This is a genomic window from Streptomyces antioxidans, from assembly GCF_000968685.2.
GTDB classification, from domain to species: Bacteria; Actinomycetota; Actinomycetes; order Streptomycetales; family Streptomycetaceae; genus Streptomyces; species Streptomyces antioxidans.
Window position 1 is genome coordinate 1 of sequence record NZ_LAKD02000038.1, and the last position, 25,690, is coordinate 25,690.

Here is a 25,690-nt window from a genome sequence, read left to right on the forward strand (position 1 = left end):
CTCCTGTTCGTGGCGTGCTGGGGTTTCGGTGTCCCGGCGGGCGGTGGCGGGTTGGGGCCGTGCGTGGGTGGGGGCGGGGAGGAACGTCGCCGGGACCGCCGGGCCGGTTGTGGCGCCGGTGGCGGCGGGCGCGTGGCCCGGTCCCTCGTCGGACGGGTACTGGCCGGACGGCGGTCGTGCGGTCACGGGGTGGTCCTCCCGGGGGTGTCGGGGGTCGGACGGGACGGTCGGAAGCGGGAATCGGGGGAGCGGGGAAGGAGCGGGCCGGTCGGGGTCCCGGGGCCCCGGCTCCACCGGACCCCTGCTCGGGGGCCGGTGGGGGTCCGGCCCCGGGGTCAGGCGCGGGCGGCGGCCAGGCGGCGGATCGCGGTCATCGGGACGGACAGCCAGTCGGGGCGGTGCCGCGCCTCGTAGAGCACCTCGTAGACGGCCTTGTCGGTCTCGTGGGCGCGCAGCAGCTCCGGCTCGGCGCGCGGATCGGTACCGGACGCCTCCGCATAGCCCGCGCAGTACGCGGCGCGGGTGCGGCCCGCCCACTCCTGCGGGCGCTCATGGCGTCCCACGGCCGCCGCGTAGTCGAAGGACCGCAGCATGCCCGCGATGTCGCGCACCGGCGGCTGCGGGCGGCGCCGTTCGGGCAGCGGACGGGACGGCTCGCCCTCGAAGTCGATGAGCGACCACCGCCCGCCTCCGCCCACGTCCCCGCCCGCATCTCCGCCCTCATCCCCGACGTCTTTCCCGGTCAGCAGCGCCTGCCCCAGGTGCAGATCGCCGTGGATGCGCTGGGCCGCCCAGGTGCGGCCCGCGCGTCCCAGTTCGGCAAGGTCCTCGTACGCGCCGTGCAGCGCGGTGCGGTACGGCTGGAGTGCGGGCACCGCGGCGGCGGCCGAGTCGAGCCGTTCGCTCATCGCGGCGGCGAGGTGCTCGATCTGCGGGCGGCGCAGCACGGAGGTGGGCAGCGCGGTCGCCATCGCCAGATGGACCTCGGCGGTCGTGTGCCCCAGCGCGCGGGCGGCGTCGGTGAAGTCGCCGTCGGCGGCCAGGGCGTCGAGCGCCAGCTGCCAGCCGTCCCGGGAACCGGCCAGGAAGGGCTGGAGCACCCCCAGGGTGAAGGGCTCCGGCCGCGGCCCGGCGCCCTCGGCCGGGGGCTCGGCCTCGAACCAGGCCGCGGGCGCGGGCACCCGGGCGCAGCCGGTGCGGGCGAGCGCGAGGGGGAGTTCGAGGTCGGGGTTGGTGCCGGGGCTGACCCGCCGGAAGAGCTTGAGAATAAACGTATCGCCGTACACCACGGAGGAGTTGGACTGCTCGGCGGTCATCACCCGGGGCGCGAGCGCGGCCGGGATGGCGCTGGACGGCTCCCGTACGAAGCGCAGCGGGCCGAGCCGCCCGGGCCTCCGCAGCCGCTCGAGCAGCAGCGTGGTGAGCCGGGGGTCGGCCAGCGCCTCGTACACCGTCTGCCCGTCCAGCGGGCCGCCGCTCGGCCTCCCGATGAGCGCGGGGGCCAGCGGCGGCGGCAGGGCGGGGCGCGCCCCGAGCAGCAGCTGGTAGCAGTCGCTCGCCGCCGCCCCGCGCCGGTGGCCGCAGCCGAAGCCGTGCCGGTGGCCGGGCGGCTCCGGCTGCTCGGCGCGGATCAGCAGATGGAGCAGCCCGGGCGTGCCGCCGCTCGCCCGCCACGGCAGCAGCTCGGTCGCGGAGACCAGCGCGAAGCCGGTGACGGCACGGCCCTTGCCCGCGAACCAGCGCTGCCGGGGCAGCCACTCCGTGAGCAGCGGCGCGAGCGAGGTGAGCAGCCCGGGCGGGCCCGCGGCCGCGGCCCCGGCCGCGGCGGTGCGGGCGGCGGCCGGTGGGGGCTGGTCCCGCGGTACGGCGGTCGGCGGGTGGTGTGCACCCCGGGAGAGCGGAGCTTCCGGCATGGCGTCGCGTCCTTTCCCCGGGCACACGACAGATCAGGGCAAAGTGTCCCGGATTGCGGCATTGACTGTGCGACGGTGCGGGACGTGTCGGGCGAGGATCGTCCGTACGGTGAGCCGGTGGGCCCGGTGAACGTCATCGGGCCCACCGGTGACGGTGTGAGTACAGAGTGCCCATGACGGGGGGTCGAAAACGCCCGTACGCGCCCGAGATGGACGCGTACGGATGAGTGGGGCCCGTGCCCGGCGAAACGACGTGGCGGAGCTTGGCGCCTGCGGCGGGCCGTTCCCCACCCCGCCCCTTCCCGAACCTGGGGCTCCGCCCCAGACCCCGCTCCTCAATCGCCGGAGGGGCTGATCTTCAGCCCGTCCGGCGATTGAGGCACCGTTTCAGATGACGCGGTCGGCCCAGTGCCCCGCCGCCTCGCCGCGGCGCAGCCGGAACCAGTAGAAGCCGTGCCCGGCCATCGTGAGCAGATACGGGAGCTCGCCGATGGCCGGGAAGCGGACTCCGCCGATCAGCTCGACCGGATGGCGCCCGGCGAAGGTCTGCAGGTCCAGCTCGGTGGGCTGGGCGAAGCGCGAGAAGTTGTTCACGCACAGCACCAGGTCGTCCTCGTCGTCCCGGGTCCTCGGGGCCTCGCGGAGGAAGGCGAGGACGGCCGGGTTGGAGGACGGCAGCTCGGTGAAGGAGCCGAGCCCGAAGGCGGGGTTCTGCTTACGGATCTCGATCATCCGGCGGGTCCAGTGCAGCAGCGAGGACGGGCTGCTCATGGCCGCCTCGACATTGGTGACCTGATAGCCGTAGACCGGGTCCATGATGGTCGGCAGGAACAACCGCCCCGGATCGCAGGAGGAGAAGCCCGCGTTCCGGTCGGGGGTCCACTGCATGGGGGTGCGCACGGCGTCGCGGTCGCCGAGCCAGATGTTGTCGCCCATGCCGATCTCATCGCCGTAGTAGAGGATCGGCGAGCCGGGCAGGGACAGCAGCAGCGCGGTGAACAGCTCGATCTGGTTGCGGTCGTTGTCCAGCAGGGGCGCCAGCCGTCTGCGGATGCCGATGTTGGCCCGCATCCTCGGATCCTTGGCGTACTCCGCGTACATGTAGTCGCGCTCTTCGTCGGTGACCATCTCCAGCGTCAGCTCGTCGTGGTTGCGCAGGAAGATGCCCCACTGACAGCCGGAGGGGATGGCGGGGGTCTTGGCCAGGATCTCCGAGACCGGGTAGCGGGACTCGCGCCGCACCGCCATGAAGATGCGCGGCATCACCGGGAAGTGGAAGGCCATATGGCATTCGTCGCCGCCCGCGGAGAAGTCGCCGAAGTAGTCGACGACGTCCTCCGGCCACTGATTGGCCTCGGCCAGCAGCACGGTGTCCGGGTAGTGGGCGTCGATCTCGGCCCGGACGCGCCGGAGCATCTCATGCGTCCGGGGCAGGTTCTCGCAGTCGGTGCCCTCCTCGGCGTACAGATACGGGACGGCGTCGAGCCGGAATCCGTCGATGCCCAGGTCCAGCCAGAAGCGCAGGGCGGCCAGTACCTCCTCCTGGACGGCGGGGTTCTCGAAGTTGAGGTCTGGCTGGTGCGAGAAGAAGCGGTGCCAGTAGTACTGCTTGCGTACTGGATCAAAGGTCCAGTTGGACGCCTCGGTGTCGACGAAGATGATCCGCGCGTCCTGGTACTGCTTGTCGTCGTCGGCCCAGACGTAGTAGTCGGCGTACGGTCCGTCCGGGTCGCTGCGGGACTCCTGGAACCACGGATGCTGATCACTCGTGTGGTTCATGACAAAGTCAATGATCACGCGCATCCCGCGCTGATGAGCGGCGTCGACGAACTCCACGAAGTCGGCGAGGTCCCCGAACTCCGGCAGCACCGCGGTGTAGTCCGAGACGTCGTAGCCGCCGTCGCGCAGCGGTGAGGCGAAGAACGGCGGCAGCCACAGGCAGTCCACGCCCAGCCACTGCAGATAGTCCAGCTTGGCCGTCAGGCCCTTGAGGTCGCCGACGCCGTCGCCGTTGCTGTCCTGGAAGGAGCGGACCAGGACCTCGTAGAAGACCGCGCGCTTGAACCAGTCGGGATCGCGGTCGCCCGCGGGCGTGTCCTCGAATGTGTCCGGTACGGGCTCGTTGACGATCATGTTGTGGGTGACCCTCCGATCGGTGAGGACGGTCGCAGGGACAGCACGTGCGCCGGAGCCATCTCCCGCCCCGGCTCCAGGCGCACATAGTTGTCCCTGCCCCAGTGATAGGTCTCGCCGGTGAGCTCGTCGCGCACCGGGACGGACTCATGCCACTCGAGGCCGAGTTCCGGCATGTTCAACGAGACCGTCGCCTCCTGGGTGTGGTGAGGGTCCAGGTTGACGACCGTGACCACACACGAGTCGCCCGCGCGCTTGGAGTAGACGATGACGGAATCGTTGTCGGCGTGGTGGAATCTGAGGTTGCGCAGCCGGCGCAGGGCGGGATGGCGGCGGCGCACCCGGTTCAGCCGGGCGAGCAGCGGCGTGATCGACGCTCCGTCGCGCTCGGCCGCCGTCCAGTCGCGCGGCCGCAGCTGGTACTTCTCCGAGTCCAGGTACTCCTCGCTGCCCTGCCGCAGCGGGGTGCCCTCGCACAGCTCGTAGCCCGCGTAGACGCCCCAGGAGGGGGAGAGGGTGGCGGCGAGCACGGCCCGCGCCGCGAAGGCGGGGCGGCCGCCCTCCTGGAGGAAGGCGTGCAGGATGTCGGGGGTGTTGACGAAGAAGTTGGGCCGCATCCAGGCGGCCGCGTCCCCCGACAGCTCGGTGAGGTAGTCGGTGAGCTCCTGCTTGGTGTTCCGCCAGGTGAAGTAGGTGTACGACTGGTGGAAGCCGACCGCGCCGAGGGCGTTCAGCATCGCCGGGCGGGTGAACGCCTCGGAGAGGAAGAGCACATCGGGGTCCGAGCGGTGGATGTCGCCGAGCACCTTCTCCCAGAAGACCACCGGCTTGGTGTGGGGATTGTCCACCCGGAAGATCCGCACCCCGTGCGCCATCCAGAGGCGCAGCACCCGCTCGGTCTCCCGGACCAGGCCGTGGAAGTCCCGGTCGAAGGAGAGCGGATAGATGTCCTGGTACTTCTTGGGCGGGTTCTCGGCGTAGGCGACGGTGCCGTCGGCGCGCTGGTGGAACCACTCGGGGTGCTGGGCGACCCAGGGGTGGTCCGGGGAGCACTGGAGCGCGAAGTCCAGCGCGACCTCCATCCGCAGCTCCCTGGCGCGCGCCACGAAGTGGTCGAAGTCCTCGAAGGTGCCGAGGTCGGGGTGGATCGCGTCATGGCCGCCGTCGGCCGAGCCGATGGCCCAGGGCGAGCCCACGTCGAAGGGGCCGGCGGAGAGCGCGTTGTTGGGGCCCTTGCGGAAGGCGGTGCCGATGGGGTGGACCGGCGGCAGATAGACCACGTCGAAGCCCGCGGCGGCGATCGCGGGCAGCCGCTCGGCGGCGGTGCGCAGGGTGCCGCTGACCGGCCGTCGCCCCTCGGTCACCTTGGCGCCCTCCGAGCGCGGGAAGAGCTCGTACCAGGAGCCGAACAGCGCACGCTCCCGGTCCACCTGGAGCGGCATGGGGCGCGATGAGGTGACCAACTCCCGCAGCGGGTGGCGGTCGAGGGCGTCGGTCACATCGGGCGCGAGGGCTGCGGCGAGCCGGTCGGCCACCGGGCGGCGCTCGTCGCGCAGCCCGTCGACGGCGGCCAGCACCGCCTCCCGGCCGTCGTTCTTGGGCACTCCGGCCGCGGCCCGCTCATGCAGCCTGGCCCCCTCCTCCAGGACCAGATCGGTGTCGATCCCGGCCGGGATCTTGATGCGGGCGTGGTGGCGCCAGGTGGCGACCGGATCGCTCCACGCCTCGACCGTGTACGTCCAGCGGCCGGGCGCGCCCGGGGTGACCTCGGCGCCCCAGCGGTCGGTGCCGGGGTCGAGCTCATGCATCGGGGTCCAGGGGCCGGAGCGCCCCGACGGATCCCGGAGCACCACATTGGCGTTGACCGCGTCATGGCCCTCCCGGAACACGGTGGCACTGACCTCGAAGGTCTCGTCCACCACCGCCTTTGCGGGGCGGCGGCCGCAGTCGATCAGCGGGCGGATATCCAGAATGGGAATGCGACCGATCATAGGATCACCTGACGGCAGTGCGGATGGAGGCGCTGGGGCGGCTTTTGTCCTTTGTATCGGTTTTGCCGCCGGGCGTTGGGTTGCGGGCATGACAGCTCCTGTCCGCGTTCACTCTGGTGGGCGGATGGGGTCGGCCATGGGGGGGCGCGCGTGGAAAGCCTTCCCCCGCGGAATGGGGAGACAATCCGGGTTCCCGTTAACTACCGGTTCGTAACGCCGGGTACATGAATCGGCCCCGCCCGTAGGCGGGGCCGTCCACCCGACGCGTTCTGCGATTACGTCAGTTGGCCACCCGCAGCAGACGGTTCGGCGAGCCCGGGCCCGCGCCGCGCACCCGGCCCTTGCCCGCCATGGCCGTCAGTGCCGCCCCGACCTGGGCCGGAGTCGCGAAGCGATGCCCGGCGAGATACAGCGCGGCGGCGCCCGCGACATGCGGGGCCGCCATCGAGGTGCCCGACAGCGTCCTGGCCGCCGTATCGCTCGCGCCGGAGGCCGAGGCGATACGGTCACCGGGCGCGAACAGGTCAATCCCCGGGCCCCAGTTGGAGAATCCCGAGCGCCGGTCGGCGCGGTCGGTCGCGCCCACCGTGAGCGCCCCCGGCACCCGGCCCGGTGAGAACGAGGCCGCGGGCCGGTCCTGATTTCCCGCCGCCACGGTGAAGACCAGACCGGCCGCGATCCCCGCCCGCACCGCCGCGTCCCATTCGGGCAGCGGGGTGGCGGCCGCCGAACCCAAGCTCAGATTCACCACCGCGGGCCGCCTGGCGTGTCGCAGCACCCAGTCCATTCCGGCCAGCACCTGTGCGATGGTGCCCTCGCCCCGGTCGTCAAGCACCCGGACGGCCACGACCGCGGCCTCGTTCGCCACGCCGTAGCGGGTGCCCGCCGCAGTGGCGGCCACATGGGTGCCATGGCCGTTGCCGTCCTCGGCCAGCGGGTCGTCGTCCACGAAGTCCCAGCCGGAGCGGGCCCGGCCGCCGAAGTCCTCATGGGAGGTGCGCACCCCGGAGTCGATCACATAGATCGTGGTGCCGCGCCCGCCGCCGCGGGGCGCGGTGTACGCCCCGTCCAGCCGCCGGCCCGGCTGGTCGATCCGGTCCAGACCCCACGGCGGCCGCCCCCGGCCGCCGGGCGGAGCCGGTAATCGCGCCCGGGACCAGCGCAGGGACACCCGCCCGTCCCGGGTCACCGAGGCGATGCGCGGATCGGCCGCCAGCCGCCCGGCCTGTGCCGCGTTCGCCCGTACCGCATAGCCGTTGAGCGCGCTGCGGTAGACCCGGCGCACCCGGGCCCCGTACCGCTCGATCAGCGCCCGGCCCGCACCGGACACCGCGGCGGGCGCTTCCGGGTGCCGCTTCAGGGCGACGATATAGCCGTGGTCCGGAGCGGTCTGGCCGTGGTGCGCTGGGGGACGGCCGTGGGCCACCGCCGGACCCGTGGCCTGGACCCCCTGCGCGGGCACGGTCTGAGCTGGCGACAGGACCACCAGGACCACCGCGACGACGGCGGCCGGGGCCGCCACCCTCCGGCGGGGGCCCGCGGATGCGCATGCCATGGAACGATCCCCTCCCCAACTCGACGGCGCAAGCCTCGCGTGGGACGAAAGATCCGGACAAGGGCGCATCAGGGGGCGTACAACGCGACGGTCTCCCTCGCCAGCAGCCGCAGCGCCGCCTCGGACGCCGACGCCGGCTCCGCGCCGTACATCAGCAGGGCCTGGCCCCCCGAGTCCGGCAGCCGGGTCATCTCGAAGTCCAGCTCCAGCGGCCCCACCAGCGGATGGTGGAAGGACTTGGTGCCGAAGGCGCACCGGCGCACCGGATGGCGCGACCACAGCGCCGCGAACTCCCCGCTCTTCACGGCCAGTTCGCCGACCAGCTCCGCGAGCCGCCGGTCGTCGGGGTGCGCCCCGGCCACCATCCGCAGTGAGGAGACCGCGCGCCGCGCCTCGCCCTTCCAGTCCGGATACAGCTCACGGGCGTGCGGATCGAGGAACAGCATCCGCTGGGTGTTGGGCCGGTCGTCGGCGCGCTCGGGCGCGTCCGCGGGCAGATGCCCGGCGACCAGCGCGTGCCCCAGCGGATTCCACGCCAGGACGTCGAAGCGGAGACCGAGGACCACGGCCGGTACGCCGTCCATCGCGGCGAGCAGCCGCCGGGTCGCCGGGCGCGCGGACTCGGCGCGCCGCGCGGGGCGGCGCCCGGTGCGCGGCGGGCGGGCCAGATTGCCCAGGTGCGCCCGCTCGTCCTGGCTCAGCCGCAGCGCACGGGCGATCGCGTCCAGCACCCCGTCCGAGGCGCCGGTGGACTGGCCCTGCTCCAGCCGGGTGTAGTACGCCACGCTCACCCCGGCCAGCTGCGCCAGCTCCTCGCGGCGCAGCCCCGGGACCCGGCGCCGGGTCCCGTACGCCACCAGGCCGACGTCCTCGGGGCGCAGCCCGGCGCGGCGGGTGCGCAGAAAGCTCCCCAGCTCGGCAGGTGTGTCCATGCCCACCAGTGTCCGGTACGGGCGCGCGCCGTGGCTGACCCTGTGCGGGTCAGCCACGGCGCGCGGTCGTCCCCTTGGCCGCGGCGGTCGTCCCCTTGGCCGGAAAGGTTGCCGCCTTCGGGCCGACTTCCCGGGAGCGGGGCGAAACAGCCGAAACGGGGACTGGTCGGCCGCTACCGTCGAGGGGTGAAGGCCATTCGTCGATTCAGCGTGCGCCCCGTCCTTCCGGAGCCCCTGCGACCGCTCAACCGGCTGGCGCGCAATCTGCGCTGGTCCTGGCATCCCGAGACCCGCGAGCTCTTCGAGTCCGTGGACCCGGAGGGATGGCGGGAGTCGGGCGGCGACCCGGTGCGGCTGCTGGGCGCCGTACCCCTCTCCCGGCTCGCGGACCTCGCCGAGGACCGCTCCTTCCTGCGCCGTCTCACGGCGGCCGCGGATGATCTGCACGACTATCTGACCGGGCCCCGGTGGTATCAGGGGCGGGCCGCCGCCGAGGACAGAGCGGGGCCGGGCCCCGTCGGGCCCGTACCCACGGTGCCCCCGGGCGAGCCCGTACCCTCCGCCCCCTCAGCAGCGCCCGCCCCCTCCGCACCACCCGCCCCCTCCGGACTGCCCGCCGCCATCGCCTACTTCTCGCCGGAGTTCGGGATCACCGCCGCACTGCCCCAGTACTCCGGCGGCCTCGGCATCCTCGCCGGTGACCACCTCAAGGCCGCCAGCGACCTCGGCGTCCCCCTGGTGGGCGTCGGACTGCTCTACCGCCACGGCTACTTCCGGCAGTCGCTCTCCCGCGACGGCTGGCAGCAGGAGCACTATCCGGTCCTGGACCCCGACGAGCTGCCGCTCACCCAGCTGTGCGGGACGGACGGACGGCCCGTACGGAGCCCGCTCACCCTGCCCGGCGGCCGTCCGCTTCGCGCCCGCGTCTGGCAGGCCCAGGTGGGCAGGGTGCCGCTGCTGCTGCTCGACTCCGACGTGGAGGAGAACGGCCACGGCGAGCGCGAGGTCACCGACCGGCTCTACGGCGGCGGCAGCGAGCACCGGCTGCTCCAGGAGATGCTGCTGGGCATCGGCGGCGTCCGCGCGCTGCGCGCGTACTGCGGGCTCACCGGCCACCCCGAACCCGAGGTGTTCCACACCAACGAGGGCCACGCCGGATTCCAGGGCCTGGAGCGCATCCGCGAACTGATCGCCGCTGGCGCCGACTTCGACGCCGCCCATGAGGCGGTGCGGGCCGGGACCGTCTTCACCACCCACACCCCCGTCCCCGCCGGGATCGACCGCTTCGACCGCGAGCTGGTCGCGCGCCACTTCGGCGACGGCGCCGAGCTGCCCGGGATCGAGGCCGAGCGGATCCTCGCGCTCGGCATGGAGACGTACCCCGGCGGGGAGCCCAACCTCTTCAACATGGCCGTGATGGGGCTGCGGCTGGCCCAGCGCGCCAATGGCGTGTCCACCCTGCACGGCCGCGTCAGCCGGGAGATGTTCGCCGGGCTCTGGCCGGGCTTCGACCCCGAGGAGGTGCCCATCACCTCCGTCACCAACGGGGTGCACGCGCCCACCTGGACCGCCCCCGAGGTCACCCGGCTCGGCGCCCGCCAGTTCGGCCACCTCGGCGACTCCGAGCTGTGGGAGCTGCGCCGCACCCTGCGCAAGCGGCTGGTCGCCGAGGTCAGGCAGCGGCTGTACGCCTCCTGGCGGCAGCGCGGCGCGGGCACCGCCGAGCTCGGCTGGATCGACGGGGTGCTCGACCCCGACGTCCTCACCATCGGCTTCGCCCGCCGGGTCCCCTCCTACAAGCGGCTCACCCTCATGCTGCGCGACCGGGACCGGCTGATGGAGCTGCTGCTCCACCCCGAGCGGCCGGTCCAGATCGTCGTCGCGGGCAAGGCCCACCCGGCCGACGACGGCGGCAAGCGCCTGATCCAGGAACTGGTCCGCTTCGCCGACGACCCCCGGGTGCGCCACCGCCTGGTCTTCCTGCCCGACTACGGCATGGGCATGGCCCAGAAGCTCTACCCCGGCTGCGACGTCTGGCTCAACAACCCGCTGCGCCCGCTGGAGGCGTGCGGCACCAGCGGTATGAAGGCGGCGCTGAACGGCTGTCTCAACCTCTCCGTCCTCGACGGCTGGTGGGACGAGTGGTACGAGCCGGACTTCGGCTGGGCCGTCCCCACCGCCGACGGCGACGCCATCGACGAGACCCGCCGCGACGACCTGGAGGCCGCCGCCCTCTACGAGCTGCTGGAGCGGCGGATCGCCCCGCGCTTCTACGACCGCGGCCTGGACGGCCTCCCCGGCCGCTGGATCGCCATGGTCCGCCGCACCCTCACCACCCTCGGCCCCAAGGTGCTCGCGGGCCGCATGGTCCGCGAATACGCCGAGCGCCTCTACGCCCCCGCCGCCCGCTCCCACCGTGCCCTCACCCCCGAGGCGGCCGCCGAACTGGCCGCCTGGAAGTCCCGGATCCGCGCCGCCTGGCCGGACGTCGCCGTCGACCACGTCGAGGCCCACCTCACCCCACCCGCCCCGGGCGGCGCCGCCGAACTCGGCTCGACGCTCTCCCTCCGCGTCCGGGTGCGCCTGGGCGCGCTGGACCCGGCGGACGTCGAAGTCCAGGCCGTGGCGGGCCGCGTGGACGACACCGACCGCATCACCGACGCCACCCACGTCCCGCTGAAACCCACCGCGGGCCCCGACCTCGCGGGCAGCCGCCGCTACGAGGCTCCCCTGGCCCTCAACCGCACCGGCCCCTTCGGCTACACCATCCGCGTCCTCCCCACCCACCCCCTCCTCTCCCACCCCGCGGAACCGGGCCTCATCGCCATCCCCTCGGAGACCACATCCGAAGCCGCCGGAGTCCTGATGCGCTGAGCCTCCGGCGGCTGAACTGGCGACGGAGCGCATGTGTTCGGCCGGGTTGCGCACGGTCATCCCTTGAGCTCGCGGAAGGCTGGGACGTCGGTCAGGAGGGCTATGGCGTTCCACAAACGGAACTGGTCCGTGACTGCCGGGACGGCGTTGAGCACAGGACCGAAGAATGCTCGCCGCGCGCCTTCGGGGGTGACGATGGCCAGGACAGGAGTGCCGATCTCGGCGTCGATGCGGTCGACGCCGTCGTGATGGGAGGCGCGTAGCTCGGCCTCGTAGTCGGCGGACGTACCGGCTTCCGCGAGTTCGGCGGGGAGTCCGGTGCGCCGCAGTGCCTCGCCGATGTCGCCGATCCACTCTCTCTCGGTGCCGTCGGAGTCGGTCCACAGCGCGTCGTAGAACGCGCCGAGAGCGTCGTGTCCGTGCTCTGTCTGGATGGCCGCGGCGACACGGGCGGGAATCCAGAGAAAGCCGTCAGGGTCGTCCTCGGGGTCGTCTTCGCGGTGCTCGTTGAGCACCGACAGGCTCATCACTCGCCACCGCACGTCAAGCGGCACCTGGCCGGCGATCTGAGTGATCCAGCGTGCGGTGTGGCGGGTGAGCGGGCAGGCGGGGTCCAGCCAGAAGTCCACTGTCCACCCGGTCTCGACGCCAGTGTCCGTCGTCCCCACGGCGGTGCTCATGTCGGTTCACCGGCTTGGGCGGCTATGCCCCGTTCCAAGGTGCGCGTCACGGTGGCGGCGACGTCGAACTTCGCCTGCGAACCCTTCGCGACCTGCTCGAACGCGGTGTACGTGACCCCCCAGAGGACGTGCTGTATCCACTCGGCCGTGAGTTGGTCGTCGAACACGCCCTCAGCCTGTCCGCGACGGATGAGGTCGATCACCGGGTCGTGGGGTGTGGGCAGGTCGGGCTCGGCTGTGGGCACGACATCGCGCATCAGGGTCTGGTCGCCGAAGACGAACATGATCGCCTCGCTGACCGAGGCAAGGGCCGCGACCACGCGGCGCATCGCCTCCAGCGGGTGACCGGTGTCGGGCTGGGCCTCGGCGATCGCGGCACCGACGACCTCCAGCGCGTGCTCCACGGCGGCACGGACAAGCCCGTCGCGCTCGGGGAAATAGCGGTGCAGGGTCGTACGACCGACCTCTGCCGCCTCGGCGATCTCGGGCAGTGTCGCCCCCCGTTCGCTCGCCCAGGTGCGAATGGCGGCGGTGACGATGGCCCGTTCGGTCCGGTTCTTCACACTCACGCCCCCACGGTATCAACAACGCCCACTTAAGGTTCTCGACACTCGCTTGTGGAAGTGTAGAGTTCCATTCTGGATGCCCTAGAGTCCAGATAGTGAGTGGAGAGCAGATGATCCGGGCCGAGGGACTGCGCAAGACCTTCACGGCGGACAAGGAGACGATCGAGGCGGTGCGCGATGTCAGCTTCGACGTCGCCGCCGGGGAGGTGGTGGCGCTGCTGGGACCGAACGGGGCGGGCAAGTCCACCATGCTGCGGATGCTGACCACGCTGCTGCCGCCCACGGCCGGCAGTGTGCACATCGCGGGCCACGACGCGATCCGGGAACCGGGCCGGGTGCGCGAGGCGATCGGCTACGTGGGCCAGAAGAACGCCTCCGGTGAGAACCACCGCATACGCGACGAACTCATCACCCAGGGCCGCTGCTACGGACTGAAAACCCGCCACGCGCGCCACCGGGCCGATGAGGTGCTGGAGGTCCTGGGCATCGGCGACCTGGCCGCGCGCAACCCCGGCACGCTTTCGGGCGGTCAGCGACGCCGTGTCGACATCGCCCTGGGTCTCATCCACAACCCCCACGTGCTCTTCCTCGACGAACCCTCCACCGGCCTCGACCCACAGAGCCGGGCCGGTCTGTGGGACCAGATACAACTCCTGCGCCGCGAGTACGGCATCACGATCCTGCTGACCACCCACTACCTCGACGAGGCCGACCACATGGCCGAGCGCATCGTGATCGTCGACCGCGGCGAGGTCATCGCCAACGGCACCGCGGACGCCCTGAAAGCCAGCCTTGCCGGTGACTGGATGCAGATCACCACCTCCGACGCCGAGACCGCACGGGCAGCCGCGCGTCTCGCCGGTCGGATGGCGGGAGCTTCCGAGGTCACCACGGACGGTCAGAGCGTGCGGGTACGGATCGTCGGCGCCGAAGCCGCGCTGCCCGCCTTCCTACGGCTCCTGGACCACGACTCCATCACGGTTACCCGCGCCAGCGTGGGTCGCCCCTCCCTGGACGACGTGTTCCTCAATCTCACCGGGCGCCCGCTCGAAGAATCGGGCGGTGCCACCGCGACCACCACCGACGAGCCGATCGGAGCGACCCATGCCTAAGCTCATCCGCGACACCACCACCGTGTTCTCCCGCGAGATGGCGCCAGAGATCCGTTCCCCCATCAGCATCCTCTTCACCATGGGGCAGCCCCTCCTGTTCTTGGTGCTGTTCGGCCCGATGCTCGTCGGCACCGGGGCCGACCTGGCAGGAGACGGCGACGTCTGGCAGTGGTTCGTTCCCGGCATCCTCGTGATGATGTGCCTCATGGGGCCGCTCTCAGCCGGTCACAGCATGCTCAGCGAACTCAACGGCGGGCAGCTGGAGCGCTTCCTCGTCACCCCCATCAGCCGCACCTCGATCATCCTCGGCCGCACCGGCAAGGACACCGTCACCCTGTTCGCCCAAGCGATCATCCTCACCGCCGTCGCCATCCCGCTGGGCATGCGCCTCCACCTGCCCGGAGCTCTCTTGACCATGGCGCTGCTGATCGTCATGGCCACCGGACTCAGCGCCCTGTCCTACGTCCTGGCGATCGCCTCGGTGCCCAGCGGGAGCCTGTTCTGGATCGTCACCCAGATGCTCGTCTTCCCGATCACGCTCCTTTCGGGCATCCTGCTCCCCGTCGACGCTGGACCCGGCTGGCTCAGCACGATCGCCGCGATCAACCCCATCACCTACATCGTCGACGGCGCCCGCGCCCTGTTCATCGGCGACTTCCTCAACGCCTCCGTCCTCTGCGGCGTCATCGCAGCCACAGCGATCGCCATCGTCGGCCTGACGTTCTCCACCCGTGCCATGAACCGCGGAATCTGACGGAGCTCGAGCTTCCTGATCAGAGACGGCGCGCCGCGACGACCGCCGAACTGCCTGGCGTGGTGAGTATTTCGGTGGCGTCCAGGGCTGGATGCGTGAGGTAGAAGACGCGGAGCTCATCCACTTCGCCGTCGAAACGAGGCGGCCAATGGGGCGAGGGGGTGAAGTCGTCCAGGATCAGAAGGCCACCGGGAGCAAGCAGCTCGACGACCCCCTCGGGGTCATCACGCTTGCCACCGCCGTCGCAGAAGAAGACATCGAAGGGTGCGTGCCGCTCAAGAAGCCGCCAGTCTCCGGCCAGAACCCTGACGCGGTCGTCCCTGAGCACGCCACGGCACTGGTGCTGGCCACCGTGCTCCACGTTCCCGGTTTGCTGCAGACTGTTGATCACGCTCGGGCGATCTTCGCAGAGGGCGTGCCCCCACTTCCGCCGCCCGATGTGGAAGACCGCGTTTCGTACCGCATCAAGCGTCAGCGGGTTCTCTATGGCGACGGGACCACGCCTTGCAAGGCCGTGATCCACGAGGCTGCCCTGCGCATGCGCTTCGGTGGCCCGCACACGTCCCGTGCGCAGCTTCAGCATTTGCTCGACATGAGCGAACTGGAGCACATCACCATCCGGGTGGTCCCGTTCAGTAACGGGGACGTTCGCAGGTTCCGGCCAGTCGATCAACTACTTCTCGGGCCCCGTGCCCCAACTCGACACGGTCTTGTTGGAGCAGGCTCATGGCTCGCTTCTGCTCGATGCCCAAGCTCAGCTGGAGAAGTACCGCTTGGTGATCGGCAAGATGGAAGCCATCGCACTCAAGCAGGAGGAGTCCCGCGACTTCATCCACGGACTCATTCGCGAACTCTGACAAGGAGCGACACATGGCACCGGTCCCTTGGCGACAGTCTTCGTACTGTCAGGAATCAGCCTCGTGCGTGAACCTCGCGGTGGGGGAGCGCGACACAATAATGCTCCGCGAGAGCGAACACCCAGAGGTCATACTCTCAACCACCCGCACGCGTCTGAGAACCTTCATACGCGCTGCCAGGGCGGGGCAGTTCGATCACATCACCGAGTGACAGTGCGGTACGGATTTCCTGTTCTGGAAACATGGATGTCTTGCGCACCAGCTGCGGCGGTCGCGAGTATCGACACGACACAGCAGAGACCAGGAGGGGATTGATGAAGGTATCGATGCTCGTCAGTACGTGCGACATCAAGGATCGCCCGACCATCTACGCCACGGACCGGGACACCCTCCTTGTGCAAGGTGAGGTGCCCGTTGATCACGGGCTGGAGATTCCCGCGAACGAGGGCATCGTGGAGATCCCGACGCAGCTTCTCCTCGACCTCATTCGGAAGGCGCTTCGTGACCAGCTCGTCTAAGAGCCTCGGTGAGCTGTTCGACGCCTTCGAACGCGAGGCGTTCCGGCTAGAGACGTTGGACGACTACAGCGGATCGGGCAACTCGGACGTGTACCTGCGGTTTCTCGCGGGGGAAGCGTGCCCCGAGGGCTACAACGCCGAGTGGGTGGCGGAACTCCGGTCCCATACGGGCAACGGGAAGCGCGTCTACCGGGTGCACATTCTCTCGCGTCCCCTCACGCCGTACCTTCGGTTCGAGCTTGGTTGGGGATATCTCACGAACCAGGCCGGTGGTGAAGAGTTCTTCATTCTCGACACTACGGACACGAGCAACCCACTCGACGGCGTAGGGGATTTCTGGCTTTTCGACAGCATCGTACCCGTCGCCATGTACTACGACGCTGCGGGAGTGGTTACCGGGCGGGAAACGTTGACCAGTAGCCGTGCCTCTGAGTTCATCGAGTACCGGGACATGGCGCTGGCCCACGCGGAGCCCTTCTCGGAATGGTGGGCGAAGCACGGGGAGTGAACAGGGGAGAGCTTGGAGCAGCGCTGCGGGCACTATGGTTGGCATCCGGGAAGGAAGCCAAGACCGTAACTCTTGGCGTCTCTGACGACGTCAAGGCTCAATACCTTGACGCCGCGCGAGCGGCGGCCACCGAAACCACGGCGTGGCGACTGGTACGTCGGTTGGGAGTGCACAAGGCACAACAGCAGACGAGAGCGCTGGAATCCCGTATGAGACGGCTGCAACTCTCCCAGCCCGCCCTGGTTCCCGGCCTGTTGCAAACCCCCGAGTACATTCGGGCTGTCCTCACTCGCCATGATCTCAGCGGGGACACCCTGACGCGCACTGCAGCCGCTCGCCTTGCGCGTCAGCAGGTTCTACATGACGAAACTAAGAGTCTGAATTTCGTCATCACGGAGAATGTGCTCCGTTGGCGCATCGTGTCGCCCTCCAGGATGGCCGAGCAGCTGGACAGACTCATCTCGCTTTCGCGATTGCCGCATATAAGTCTCCGGATTGTCCCCTTCTCTGTCGAGCAGCATGACATCGCTAACCACGCATTCGTCATCCGGGATGCGAGGGTTGTGACCGTCGAGACAGTCCACGCTGAACTGGTGGTTACGGATCCGAGAGATGTCGCTCAATACGTTGATAAGTTCGATGGTTTTTCCTCGGTCGCCGTCCTCGGTGACGACATGCGGAGAATGATCGAGAGCGTGAGAGACGACTTCTTGCGTGGACACCGTGGTCCGCTGTGAACTCGACAGCACCGCGGAGGTGTTGAAGACGGTGGCGAACATCCCTGGCGCGATCGGCTACGCCGAATTGCATTCCGCCGAGGAGAGCGCACAGAAGGGGAATCTCCAGCCGGTGGCCCTCGACCGCCGCAAGCCTTCCATCGACGCGGTGCGGGAGCGGAGCTACCCGTTCTGGGAGCCGGAGTACGCGTACACCTACACCTCACCGCCCCCGAACTCCCTGACTTCGAAGTTCCTCGACTATCTGGCCGGGGACACCGGGCGGAACCTCATTGAGGAACACGGCCGTCTGCCGTGCGCCGCCGCCGAGAATCAGCGGGCGTGTCAGCTGGCGGCTGGTGGATGGTAGGGCCCCGGTGGTGGACGGCAGACGACAGTGCCCGGGGCCTTGGGCCCCGGGCACCGGTCGCTCAGATGGGGTTACTTGACGTTGACCCCGGCCCAGGCGGCGTCCACGCCCTTGGACTCGGCGCTGTCGGCGCCGTAGAGGTCCGTGGCGGCCTTCAGCGTGGCCTCACGGGCGGCGTGGTAGTCGGTGTTGGAGGTCATGTACGTGGTCAGGGCCTTGTACCAGATCTTCTCGGCCTTTTCCCGCCCGATGCCCTCGACCTTGGAGCCGTCGGAGGTGGGGCTGTCGTACTTCACACCGTTGATCTCCTTCGCGCCGCTGCCCTCGGACAGCAGGTAGAAGAAGTGGTTGGCGACACCGGAGGAGTAGTGCACGTCCTGGTTGCCCACATCGTCGGACCAGTTGTCCGCGGACTGGCCGTCCTTGCTCGGCTCGTCCATGTAGCGCAGCGGGGTGCCGTCGCCGTTGATGTCGATCGCCTCGCCGATGAGGTAGTCACCGACGTCGGTGGAGTTCTTGACGTTGAACTCCACCGAGGTGCCGAAGATGTCGGAGGTGGCCTCGTTGAGGCCGCCCGACTCGCCGGTGTACTCCAGGCCCGCGGTCTTGGAGGTGACGCCGTGGCTCATCTCGTGGCCCGCGACGTCGAGCGCGGTCAGCGGGGCCTTGTTGCCCTCGCCGTCGCCGTAGGTCATGCAGAAGCAGCTGTCGTCCCAGAAGGCGTTGACGTAGCTGTCGCCGTAGTGGACGCGGGAGTAGGCGCCCTTGCCGTCGCCCGCGATGCCGTCGCGGCCGTGCACGTTCTTGTAGTAGTCCCAGGTGGCGGCGGCGCCGTAGTGGGCGTCGACGGCGGCGGTCTGGGGGTCGTCCGGCTTGCCGGTGCCCCAGTTGTCGTCGTCGTCGGTGAAGGCCTTGCCCTCGCCCTCCTCACCGTTCTCCAGGTTGGTGGTCTTGTGGCCGCCGCGGTCGGCGTCGGTCAGGGTGTAACCGCTGCCTTCCTTGCTGGTGCCGAGCTCGACCGAGCCGCTGTACTCGCTCTCGCCCTTGCCGGTCTCGATGCCCTGGTACTCGTAGAGCTTCTTGCCGGTGGCGGCGTCCGTGATGACGTGCAGCTGGTTCGGGGTGCCGTCCTTCTGCACCCCGCCGACGACGGTCTCGTAGGCGAGGACGGGCTTGCCGTCGGCGGCCCAGATCACCTTGCGCGGGGCCTGGTCGGCCGCCGCCTCGGCGGTGTCGTCGGCCTTGGCCAGCTTGACGGCCGACTTCGCCGCGGCGCTCGGGGCGATCCCGGCCGTGGTGGAGGCGACCTTGACGGTGGCCTTGGTGGCCTTGGTGACGCTTCGGACGTCACCGCCCTTGGCACGGTGGACGATCAGGTCGCCGCCGAGGACGGGCAGACCGTCGTAGGTGCGGTCGTAGCGGGTGTGGACGGTGCCGTCGGCGTCCTTGATGACGTCCTTGACGACCAGCTTCTCCTTGGCGCCGAGGCCGAGCGAAGAGGCGGTGTCCGCCTTGGTCGCGTTGGCCTCGCGGAGCAGCTCGGCACGGGCCGAGGCGGTGAGCGCCGCGGGCTGGGCGCCGGACTTGGCGTCGGCCGGGGCGGCACCGGCGGTGCCGGTGGTCAGCCCGGAGGCGAGCAGGGCCGCCGCGGCGACCGCGGTACCGGCCGCGATGGCGGAACGCCGCTTACCGGCACCGGATATGGGCATGCTGAAGGTCTTGCGCACGCGATCTCCTCGTTGCTGTGGGGGATCAGCGCCGGACTGCGGGGAAGTGCGGCCCGGTGCTGAACAAGAGGTACTGATGCGTAATGCGTTGGGCAGACTGTCACACAAGTCCGGGACATGTCACGGGTTTCATGACAGGCCGAGGGGAAAATGTTCGTTGAATGCTGATCAACCTTCGGATTCCGGACAACCGGACGTCAGGGTCGGGGACGGCGAGGGGCAAGGGCCAGGGACGACAAGAAGCAAAGGTCAGGGACGACGAGAGGCGCCGCCAGGGGGAGTCGGGTCGACCCCTGGCGGCGCCTGTCCTGGGTGAGCCTCAAGGCTCCGTCAGAACGTCAGCTTCCAGCTGTTGATGTAGCCGGTGTCCTGGGCGTACAGGTCCTGAACCCGTAGCTTCCAGGTGCCGACCGCGGTCTCGGAGGACGCGTCCACGGTGTACGTGGTCCGCACGTCGTCCGCCGAGTCGAAGAGGCTGGCGCTCTTCAGCCGGTGGGCCGTGCCGTCCGGGGCCACCAGATCGATCACCAGGTCGCCGCGGTAGGTGTGCACGATGTCCACGCCCACCTGGAGGTTGGCGGGCGCGTTACCGGCCCGGCTCACCGTGATCGGTGAGGTGATCGGCTCGCCCGCGTCCGGGATGGCGATGTCCGCGGTGTTCTCGAAGACACTGCCGCCGCTGGTGTTCACCGTCCAGCCGAAGGACGCCGTACCGGTCTTGCCCGCCGAATCGGTCACCGTGACGGTCACCGCGCTCGGGCCGACCGTGGTCGGGGTGCCGGAGATCAGCCCGGTGGTGGAGTCGACGGCCAGGCCCGCGGGGAGCCCGTCGGCCGCGTAGCTCAGCGCGCCCGGGTTGGAGCTGGTCGCGGTGATCTGGAGGCTGGTGGCCTGGTCGACGATGCTGGTCTGGTCGCCGGGCGGGGTGACGGTGACGCCGTCGGCGATCCGGGCGCCGACGTTGACCCCGGCCCAGGCGTTCGCCACCGCGTTGTACTGCGCGCTGCCCTGGCCGAACAGCTCACCCGCGGCCCACAGCGTGGCGTCGCGGGCGCCCGCGTAGTTGGTGTTGGAGGTCATCCGCTGGCTCAGTGCCTTGAACCAGATCTTCTCCGCGTTGTCCCGTCCGATGCCGGTGACCGGGAGGTTGTCGTACGTCGGGCTGTCGTAGCTCACGCCGTTGATGACCTTGACGCCGCTGCCCTCGGAGAGCAGGTAGAAGAAGTGGTTGGCGATGCCGGACGAGTAGTGGACGTCCACATTGCCGACACCGGAGTACCAGCTGTCCTTGGAGGCCCCGTCCTTGCTGGGCTTGTCCATGTAGCGCAGCGGGGTGCCGTTGCCATTGATGTCGATCTTCTCGCCGACGAGGTAGTCACCGGGGTCGCTCGCGTTGTCGGCGTAGAACTCGACGGCGGCGGCGAAGATGTCGGAGGTGCCCTCGTTGAGCCCGCCGGACTCACCGCTGTAGGTGAGGTTGGCGGTGGCCGCGGTGACGCCGTGGCTCATCTCGTGCGCGGCGACATCGAGGGAGGTCAGCGGCTTGGCATTGCCCGAGCCGTCGCCGTAGGTCATGCAGAAGCAGGCGTCCTGCCAGAAGGCGTTGACATAGCCGCTGCTGTAGTGGACCCGGGAGTACGCCCCGACGCCGTCGCCCCGGATGCCGGTGCGGCCGTGGACGTCTCTGTAGTAGTCCCAGGTCTCGGCGGCGCCGTAGTGCGCGTCCACCCCGGCGGTCGCGGCGTCGGAGGTGGTGCCGTTGCCCCAGACGTCGTCGGCGTCGGTGAAGAGGGTGCCGGTGCCCGAGGTGGAGCGGTTGAGGTTGTACGTCTTGTGGTTGCCGCGCCCGGAGTCGGTGAGGTTGTACGAACCCGAGGCGCCCGAGGTGCCGAGGGCCACCTGGCCGCTGTACTGGCTGTTCCCGGTGCCCGTCTTGACGCCCTGGAACTCGAACAGCTTCTTGCCGGTGGCCGCGTCGGTGATGACGTGCAGCTCGTTCGGGGTGCCGTCCTCCTGGAGGCCGCCGACGACCGTCTCATACGCCAGGGCCGGGGTGCCCTTCGCGGCCCAGATCACCTTGTGGGGCGCCCGGTCGGCCGCGGTCTTCCGCGAACCCTGCGCGTTCGCCGCCTTCACGGCGGCCTTCTCGGCGGTGGCGGGCGTGACGGCGGCGCTGGTGGTCGGGACGGCCAGCCGGGCCTTGGTGGCCTTGGCGACGGTCAGCGGCACGCCGCTCTTCGCCCGGTCGACGATTAAGTCGCCGCCGAGGACGGGGAGTCCGGCGTAGGTGCGCTCGTAGCGGGTGTGGGTCGTGCCGTCGGCGTCCTTGATGACGTCCTTGACGACCAGCTTCTCCTTGGCCCCGAGCCTGAGGTCCTGGGCGGCCTCGCCCTTGGCGGCATCGGCCTTATGGATCAGCTCGGCGCGCTGGGCGGGGGACAGCTTCACGGGGAGGGCGCGGGGGTCGGGGGCGCCGGAGATCGTACGGGCGGCGGGGCGGTCGGCCGCGTTCGTGGCGTTCGTGGCGTTCGTGGCGGAGTCGTCAGGGCGGGCGGCGGCGGTGCCGCTCTGGAAGCCGACGCCGATCATCGCCGCAGCGACGACCAGCGCACCGGTCGCGATGGCCCGGTTGCCCGGGGTGCGACCGGATCCGCGGCGGCTGGGTCTGAGGTGCCGTTGGGGGAGGGATCTCACGCTGACTCCTTCTGCGCTGGCCGTGCGGTGACACGGCCGGGACGACCGGGCGGCTGGGTCGCCGTCCGGGCAGGGCAGGGCAGAACGCGTGCGGGTTGGTGTGGAGGGCCGGTGTGGCTGTGGCAGCGGCTACGGGCGGCAGCTGTGGGCTGGGGGAAGCGCTGCGCCTCGGCCGAGGGAAGAGTGCCATCAATGGACTCGACATGTCAGGATCGCGACAAAAACTTGTCCGGAAAGCGTCCGTTGACAGGTGTGCCGTGTTCACATGACGGTGATTTACAGTCAATTTCGGTAATGCGCGCGATGTCGGTGGCGTTTCCTAGCATCGACCCATGTCCCACCCCATGAATCCGATCGACGAGCCGCCGCATTCGCTGACCGATCCCCACCACATGCTCGGCGCCTATCTCGACTACGTCCGCTCCGTCGTGACCAAGAAGCTCGACGGCCTCCCGGAGCACGAGTTGCGCACCAGCCGACTGCCCTCCGGCTGGACCCCGTTGGAACTGCTCCACCATCTGACCCATGTCGAACGGCGCTGGCTGCGCTGGGGATTCCTGGGCGAGGCGGTGGACGACCCCTGGGGCGACCGCGGCCCCGACGACCGGTGGCGGGTGCCCGAGGGCAGGTCGTCCGCGGAGGTACGGGCGCGGTACGAGCGGCAGTGCGCCTGGTCCCGGGCGGCCGTCGCGGGCGTACCGCTGGAGCGGCGGGCGGCCACCGGCGGGCGGTTCGCCACCGAGGCCGACGCCCCGACGCTCGGCTGGATCCTGTTCCATCTGCTCCAGGAGTACGCCCGCCACGCCGGACAGCTGGATGTCGTACGGGAGTTGGCGGACGGCACGGTCGGCGAGTGAGGCGTGGGAGACCGGCGGGACGAACGGTCCCGCCGTCAGCGCGCGGCGGAGTCGAAGCGCGGCTCCTCGCGCAGCAGGGCGCTCAGGTCGGCGCCGGGGCGCAGCTCCGCCGGGTCCTCGCCCCGGCGGAAGAGGATGGCCCCGGCGTCGATGCCGCCCAGGGTCAGCCGGTCCGCGTCCCGGCGGAGCCAGGTGCCCTCGCGCAGGCCGAGCACGGGGACGTCGTTCTCCTCCAGGAACTGCTCGAGCCGCTGGGCCCGGGTCTCGCCCATGTGGGCGGTGTCCGGCCTGGCGTCGAGGTAGTGCGGGTTGATCTGGAACGGCAGCAGGCCCAGCGCCGCGAAGGTGGGCGGCTGGACGATGGGCATGTCGTTGGTGGTGCGCAGGGTCGGGCAGGCCATGTTGGTGCCCGCGCTGGAGCCCATGTAGACCGCGCCCGCGGCCACCCGCTCCCGTATCGCCCGGACCAGATCGCGCTCGTGCAACGCCTTGAGCAGCCGGAAGCTGTTGCCGCCGCCGACGAACACCGCCTGCGCCCCGCGCACCAGACCGGCCGGGTCGTCGGCGGTGTGCGCACCGGTGACCGCCACGCCCAGCGGCTCCAGGGCCGAGGCCACCTGGGCGGTGTAGCCGTCGTGGTCGGCCAGCGCGTACGGCACGAAGACGAGCCCGCGCGCGCCGTTCAGCGCCGAGGCGATCTCCTCCCGCGCGTGTTCCAGATAGCCACGGCCGGGCGCGGCGGAGTTCGACAGCAGCAGCAACTGCATGAGGGGGCCTTTCCGGGAGGGGGTACGAGGGAGGCGGCGGCACGCCGCGTGGTCCGGCGCCGACACGGCGCCGTTCAGCGCCGCTCGCGCCGCTCGCGCCGCTCGCGCCGCTCGCGCCGTCGCGGCCGGGCGGGCGTCAGCGCCCGGCCCAGATCGGCGGCGCCCTGCAGCAGCGGCGCCACCAGCTGCTCCCGGCGCGGGCGCAGCACCTCGGGGGTGGCGGCCAGGGTCAGGGTGCCCACCGGACGTCTGCCCACCAGAACCGGCGCCGCGAGTGCCGCGGTGTCCGGATCGTACTCGCCCTCGGAGTAGGCGTAGCCCTCGCGCCGCACCTCCGAGAAGCGCTCCTCCAGCCGCGCCGGATCGGTCAGGGTGTGCTCGCCGAAGCGCGCCATCGGACGGCCGTACAGCAGCACGGCCCGGTCACCGGGCGGGAGCATACCGAAGTAGGCGCGCGAGGTGGCCCCGGCGTGCGCCGGGTACAGCTCGCCCGCCAGCACGTAGTAGCGCAGCGGTCCGGTGGCCCCGTCCGCCGCCGCGACGCAGCGCATATGCACCCCGTCCGGGACCGCGAACAGCACGTTCACCCCGACCGCCTCGGCCAGCGCCTCCAGGGTGGGCCGGGCCAGGCTCGCCATGCCGCCGCCCCGCTCCCACACCCAGGACAGATGCCACACCGCCGGGCCCAGCCGGTAGCGGCGTGAGCGCTTGTCGGAGACCAGGAAGCCCCGGTAGGCGAGCGCGGCCAGCAGCCGCTGGGCCACCGATTTGTCCAGCCCGAACTCCTCGGCGATCTCGGTGACGCCCCACTCCGGGCGCTCCCGGTCGAAGGACAGCAGCACATTCAGCACGCGGTCCGCGGTCTGGAGGGGCGGGGCGCCGGTTACGGGCGTCTGGTCGGCCATGACGAAAGGATAAACATTCTCGGATATAGAGAAATCATTGCGCACTGCGCGACACCGGGCGGACCCTGGCGGGGCCGGTGCCGGGAGGATCCCTGGTCAGACCGGTGACTGGTGTCCGGTGCCCGGCGGCCGTGCCCGCCCCGCGCACCGCTTCCCGCTCGCAGCCGGTCGGGCCATCGGCGTCACCGACCGCGTCACCCCGACCGACCGCCCCACCCCGACCGACCGCTTCACCCCGCCGTGAGAGGCAGCCGTGCTCAAACACGTCCTAGACATCATCGAACTCCTCGACCGTCCGCAGACCGGCGGCGCCCTCCTCGCCGACCATCTGCGCGCGGTCCAGGCCGCGGCCGGAGCCGACCCTCAGACGGCGCCCCAGGTCGAGGTACGTACCGTCGAGGGCGACAAGGGCAGCACGGACTTCGTGTCCGTCACCGTCCCCGGCCGCCGCGGCAAGCTCAGCGGCGGCACCGCCCCGACCCTGGGCGTCCTCGGCAGGCTCGGCGGAGTCGGCGCCCGTCCGGAGCGGATCGGGCTGGTCTCGGACGCCGACGGGGCGGTCGCCGCGCTGTCCGCCGCGGCCAAGCTGCTGGACATGCACGCCCGCGGCGACGTCCTGGACGGCGATGTCACGCTCTCCACCCATGTCTCCGGCTGGGCCCCCACCCAGCCGCACGACCCGGTGCCCTTCATGGACTCCCCGGTGGACACCCTGGTGTGCAACCGCGAGGAGATCTCGCCCGCCATGGACGCGGTCGTCTCCATCGACACCACCAAGGGCAACCGGCTGCTGAACCACCGCGGCGTCGCCCTGTCGCCCACGGTCTGCCAGGGCTGGATCCTGCGGGTCAGCGAGGACCTGGTGTCCGTCCTGGAGAGCGTGACCGGCGAGTCGGCGCGCATCCTGCCGATCACCACCCAGGACATCACCCCGTACGGCAACGGGGTGCACCACCTCAACTCCATCCTCCAGCCCGCCGTGGCCACCACCGCCCCCGTCGTCGGCCTCGCGATCACGGCGGGCACGGCGGTGGCCGGATGCGCCACCGGCGCCAGCCACGAGACGGACATCGCCGTCGCGGCCCGGTTCGCCGTCGAGACCGCCAAGGAGTTCGGCCGCGGCGTCGCCCGCTTCCTGGACGCCGAGGAGTTCGCGCGCCTGGTCGAGCTGTACGGACCCATGACCCACCTCCAGGCCCTCACCCCGGCGGGGTGACCGACCCGTCCGGGGTGACCGACCCGTCCCCGCCCCGGACCCCGC

The 25,690-nt window shown here is 70.7% G+C and carries 22 protein-coding genes and 3 pseudogenes; 12 read left to right on the forward strand and 13 right to left on the reverse strand.

Going from position 1 to position 25,690, the window contains the following annotated elements; all coding sequences use genetic code 11:
- From VT50_RS39980 to VT50_RS15705, 6 genes and pseudogenes are all read right to left on the reverse strand, one after another.
- Positions 1-186: pseudogene (locus VT50_RS39980) on the reverse strand (hypothetical protein); the annotation flags it as partial.
- 149 nt (positions 187-335) lie between these two features.
- Positions 336-1,913, reverse strand: a complete 1,578-nt coding sequence (locus tag VT50_RS15685) for a maltokinase N-terminal cap-like domain-containing protein (RefSeq protein WP_046084345.1) — start codon at positions 1,911-1,913, stop codon at positions 336-338.
- Positions 1,914-2,300: 387 nt separating this feature from the next.
- Positions 2,301-4,046, reverse strand: a complete 1,746-nt coding sequence (gene treS, locus VT50_RS15690; RefSeq protein WP_046084346.1) for a maltose alpha-D-glucosyltransferase — start codon at positions 4,044-4,046, stop codon at positions 2,301-2,303.
- The gene (locus VT50_RS15695; RefSeq protein WP_046084347.1) at positions 4,043-6,037 is read right to left on the reverse strand and encodes an alpha-1,4-glucan--maltose-1-phosphate maltosyltransferase; all 1,995 of its coding nucleotides are present in this window, start codon (positions 6,035-6,037) and stop codon (positions 4,043-4,045) included. Before VT50_RS15695 ends, treS begins: the two co-directional genes overlap by 4 nt.
- Before the next feature lie 280 nt (positions 6,038-6,317).
- Positions 6,318-7,592 (reverse strand): S8 family peptidase, encoded by a 1,275-nt coding sequence (locus VT50_RS15700; protein WP_046084348.1) that lies wholly within the window; start codon positions 7,590-7,592, stop codon positions 6,318-6,320.
- 68 nt (positions 7,593-7,660) lie between these two features.
- Complete coding sequence (locus VT50_RS15705; RefSeq protein WP_079343838.1) at positions 7,661-8,524, reverse strand: helix-turn-helix domain-containing protein; 864 nt, start codon at positions 8,522-8,524, stop codon at positions 7,661-7,663.
- A gap of 186 nt (positions 8,525-8,710) precedes the next feature.
- On the opposite strand from VT50_RS15705, the gene glgP reads away from it, so the two are divergent.
- Positions 8,711-11,398: an alpha-glucan family phosphorylase gene (gene glgP, locus VT50_RS15710; RefSeq protein ID WP_079343839.1), complete on the forward strand. Its 2,688-nt coding sequence runs from the start codon at positions 8,711-8,713 to the stop codon at positions 11,396-11,398.
- Positions 11,399-11,454: 56 nt separating this feature from the next.
- Here glgP and VT50_RS15715 read toward each other — a convergent pair whose 3' ends face one another.
- Positions 11,455-12,078, reverse strand: coding sequence for a mycothiol-dependent nitroreductase Rv2466c family protein (locus VT50_RS15715; RefSeq protein ID WP_046090099.1), 624 nt, complete (start codon positions 12,076-12,078; stop codon positions 11,455-11,457).
- Positions 12,075-12,647, reverse strand: a complete 573-nt coding sequence (locus VT50_RS15720) for a TetR/AcrR family transcriptional regulator (protein ID WP_046090100.1) — start codon at positions 12,645-12,647, stop codon at positions 12,075-12,077. Before VT50_RS15720 ends, VT50_RS15715 begins: the two co-directional genes overlap by 4 nt.
- A gap of 92 nt (positions 12,648-12,739) precedes the next feature.
- On the opposite strand from VT50_RS15720, the gene VT50_RS15725 reads away from it, so the two are divergent.
- Positions 12,740-13,756, forward strand: coding sequence for an ATP-binding cassette domain-containing protein (locus VT50_RS15725; protein ID WP_240529183.1), 1,017 nt, complete (start codon positions 12,740-12,742; stop codon positions 13,754-13,756).
- Entirely contained in the window at positions 13,749-14,510 is a 762-nt protein-coding gene (locus tag VT50_RS15730; RefSeq protein WP_046090102.1) for an ABC transporter permease, read from the forward strand. Before VT50_RS15725 ends, VT50_RS15730 begins: the two co-directional genes overlap by 8 nt.
- Before the next feature lie 19 nt (positions 14,511-14,529).
- Here VT50_RS15730 and VT50_RS15735 read toward each other — a convergent pair.
- Positions 14,530-14,829, reverse strand: a pseudogene (locus VT50_RS15735) (O-methyltransferase); the annotation flags it as partial.
- A gap of 33 nt (positions 14,830-14,862) precedes the next feature.
- On the opposite strand from VT50_RS15735, the pseudogene VT50_RS40990 reads away from it, so the two are divergent.
- The 7 genes and pseudogenes from VT50_RS40990 to VT50_RS15765 form a co-directional block, all read left to right on the forward strand.
- A pseudogene (locus tag VT50_RS40990) lies at positions 14,863-15,096 on the forward strand (Scr1 family TA system antitoxin-like transcriptional regulator); the annotation flags it as partial.
- Between the two features lie 103 nt (positions 15,097-15,199).
- Positions 15,200-15,367, forward strand: coding sequence for a Scr1 family TA system antitoxin-like transcriptional regulator (locus tag VT50_RS40995; RefSeq protein WP_276207308.1), 168 nt, complete (start codon positions 15,200-15,202; stop codon positions 15,365-15,367).
- Positions 15,368-15,380: 13 nt separating this feature from the next.
- Positions 15,381-15,578 (forward strand): DUF397 domain-containing protein, encoded by a 198-nt coding sequence (locus VT50_RS15745; RefSeq protein WP_046090103.1) that lies wholly within the window; start codon positions 15,381-15,383, stop codon positions 15,576-15,578.
- Between the two features lie 103 nt (positions 15,579-15,681).
- Positions 15,682-15,885 (forward strand): hypothetical protein, encoded by a 204-nt coding sequence (locus tag VT50_RS15750; RefSeq protein WP_046090104.1) that lies wholly within the window; start codon positions 15,682-15,684, stop codon positions 15,883-15,885.
- Complete coding sequence (locus tag VT50_RS15755) at positions 15,869-16,393, forward strand: DUF6879 family protein (RefSeq protein WP_046090105.1); 525 nt, start codon at positions 15,869-15,871, stop codon at positions 16,391-16,393. Before VT50_RS15750 ends, VT50_RS15755 begins: the two co-directional genes overlap by 17 nt.
- A complete protein-coding gene (locus VT50_RS15760; RefSeq protein WP_053048820.1) occupies positions 16,369-17,130 on the forward strand; it encodes a DUF5753 domain-containing protein in 762 nt (253 codons plus the stop codon). Before VT50_RS15755 ends, VT50_RS15760 begins: the two co-directional genes overlap by 25 nt.
- On the forward strand, positions 17,108-17,479 hold the full coding sequence (locus tag VT50_RS15765) for a type 2 periplasmic-binding domain-containing protein (protein WP_046090106.1): 372 nt from the start codon (positions 17,108-17,110) through the stop codon (positions 17,477-17,479). Before VT50_RS15760 ends, VT50_RS15765 begins: the two co-directional genes overlap by 23 nt.
- A 71-nt stretch (positions 17,480-17,550) precedes the next feature.
- Here the strand turns inward: VT50_RS15765 and VT50_RS15770 are convergent, their stop codons facing one another.
- Positions 17,551-19,188, reverse strand: a complete 1,638-nt coding sequence (locus VT50_RS15770; RefSeq protein WP_046090128.1) for a M4 family metallopeptidase — start codon at positions 19,186-19,188, stop codon at positions 17,551-17,553.
- 348 nt (positions 19,189-19,536) lie between these two features.
- Positions 19,537-21,795 (reverse strand): M4 family metallopeptidase, encoded by a 2,259-nt coding sequence (locus tag VT50_RS15775; RefSeq protein ID WP_046090129.1) that lies wholly within the window; start codon positions 21,793-21,795, stop codon positions 19,537-19,539.
- Positions 21,796-22,232: 437 nt separating this feature from the next.
- Here VT50_RS15775 and VT50_RS15780 point away from each other — a divergent pair, with 437 nt between their 5' ends.
- On the forward strand, positions 22,233-22,757 hold the full coding sequence (locus tag VT50_RS15780) for a DinB family protein (protein WP_240529184.1): 525 nt from the start codon (positions 22,233-22,235) through the stop codon (positions 22,755-22,757).
- Between the two features lie 35 nt (positions 22,758-22,792).
- Here the strand turns inward: VT50_RS15780 and pepE are convergent, their stop codons facing one another.
- Both pepE and VT50_RS15790 read right to left on the reverse strand, forming a co-directional pair.
- The gene (gene pepE, locus VT50_RS15785; RefSeq protein ID WP_046090108.1) at positions 22,793-23,524 is read right to left on the reverse strand and encodes a dipeptidase PepE; all 732 of its coding nucleotides are present in this window, start codon (positions 23,522-23,524) and stop codon (positions 22,793-22,795) included.
- Between the two features lie 74 nt (positions 23,525-23,598).
- Positions 23,599-24,429: an IclR family transcriptional regulator gene (locus tag VT50_RS15790; RefSeq protein WP_046090109.1), complete on the reverse strand. Its 831-nt coding sequence runs from the start codon at positions 24,427-24,429 to the stop codon at positions 23,599-23,601.
- A 253-nt stretch (positions 24,430-24,682) separates the two neighbouring features.
- Here VT50_RS15790 and VT50_RS15795 point away from each other — a divergent pair, with 253 nt between their 5' ends.
- Entirely contained in the window at positions 24,683-25,645 is a 963-nt protein-coding gene (locus VT50_RS15795; protein ID WP_046090110.1) for a DUF1177 domain-containing protein, read from the forward strand.
- Positions 25,646-25,690 lie beyond the last annotated feature (45 nt).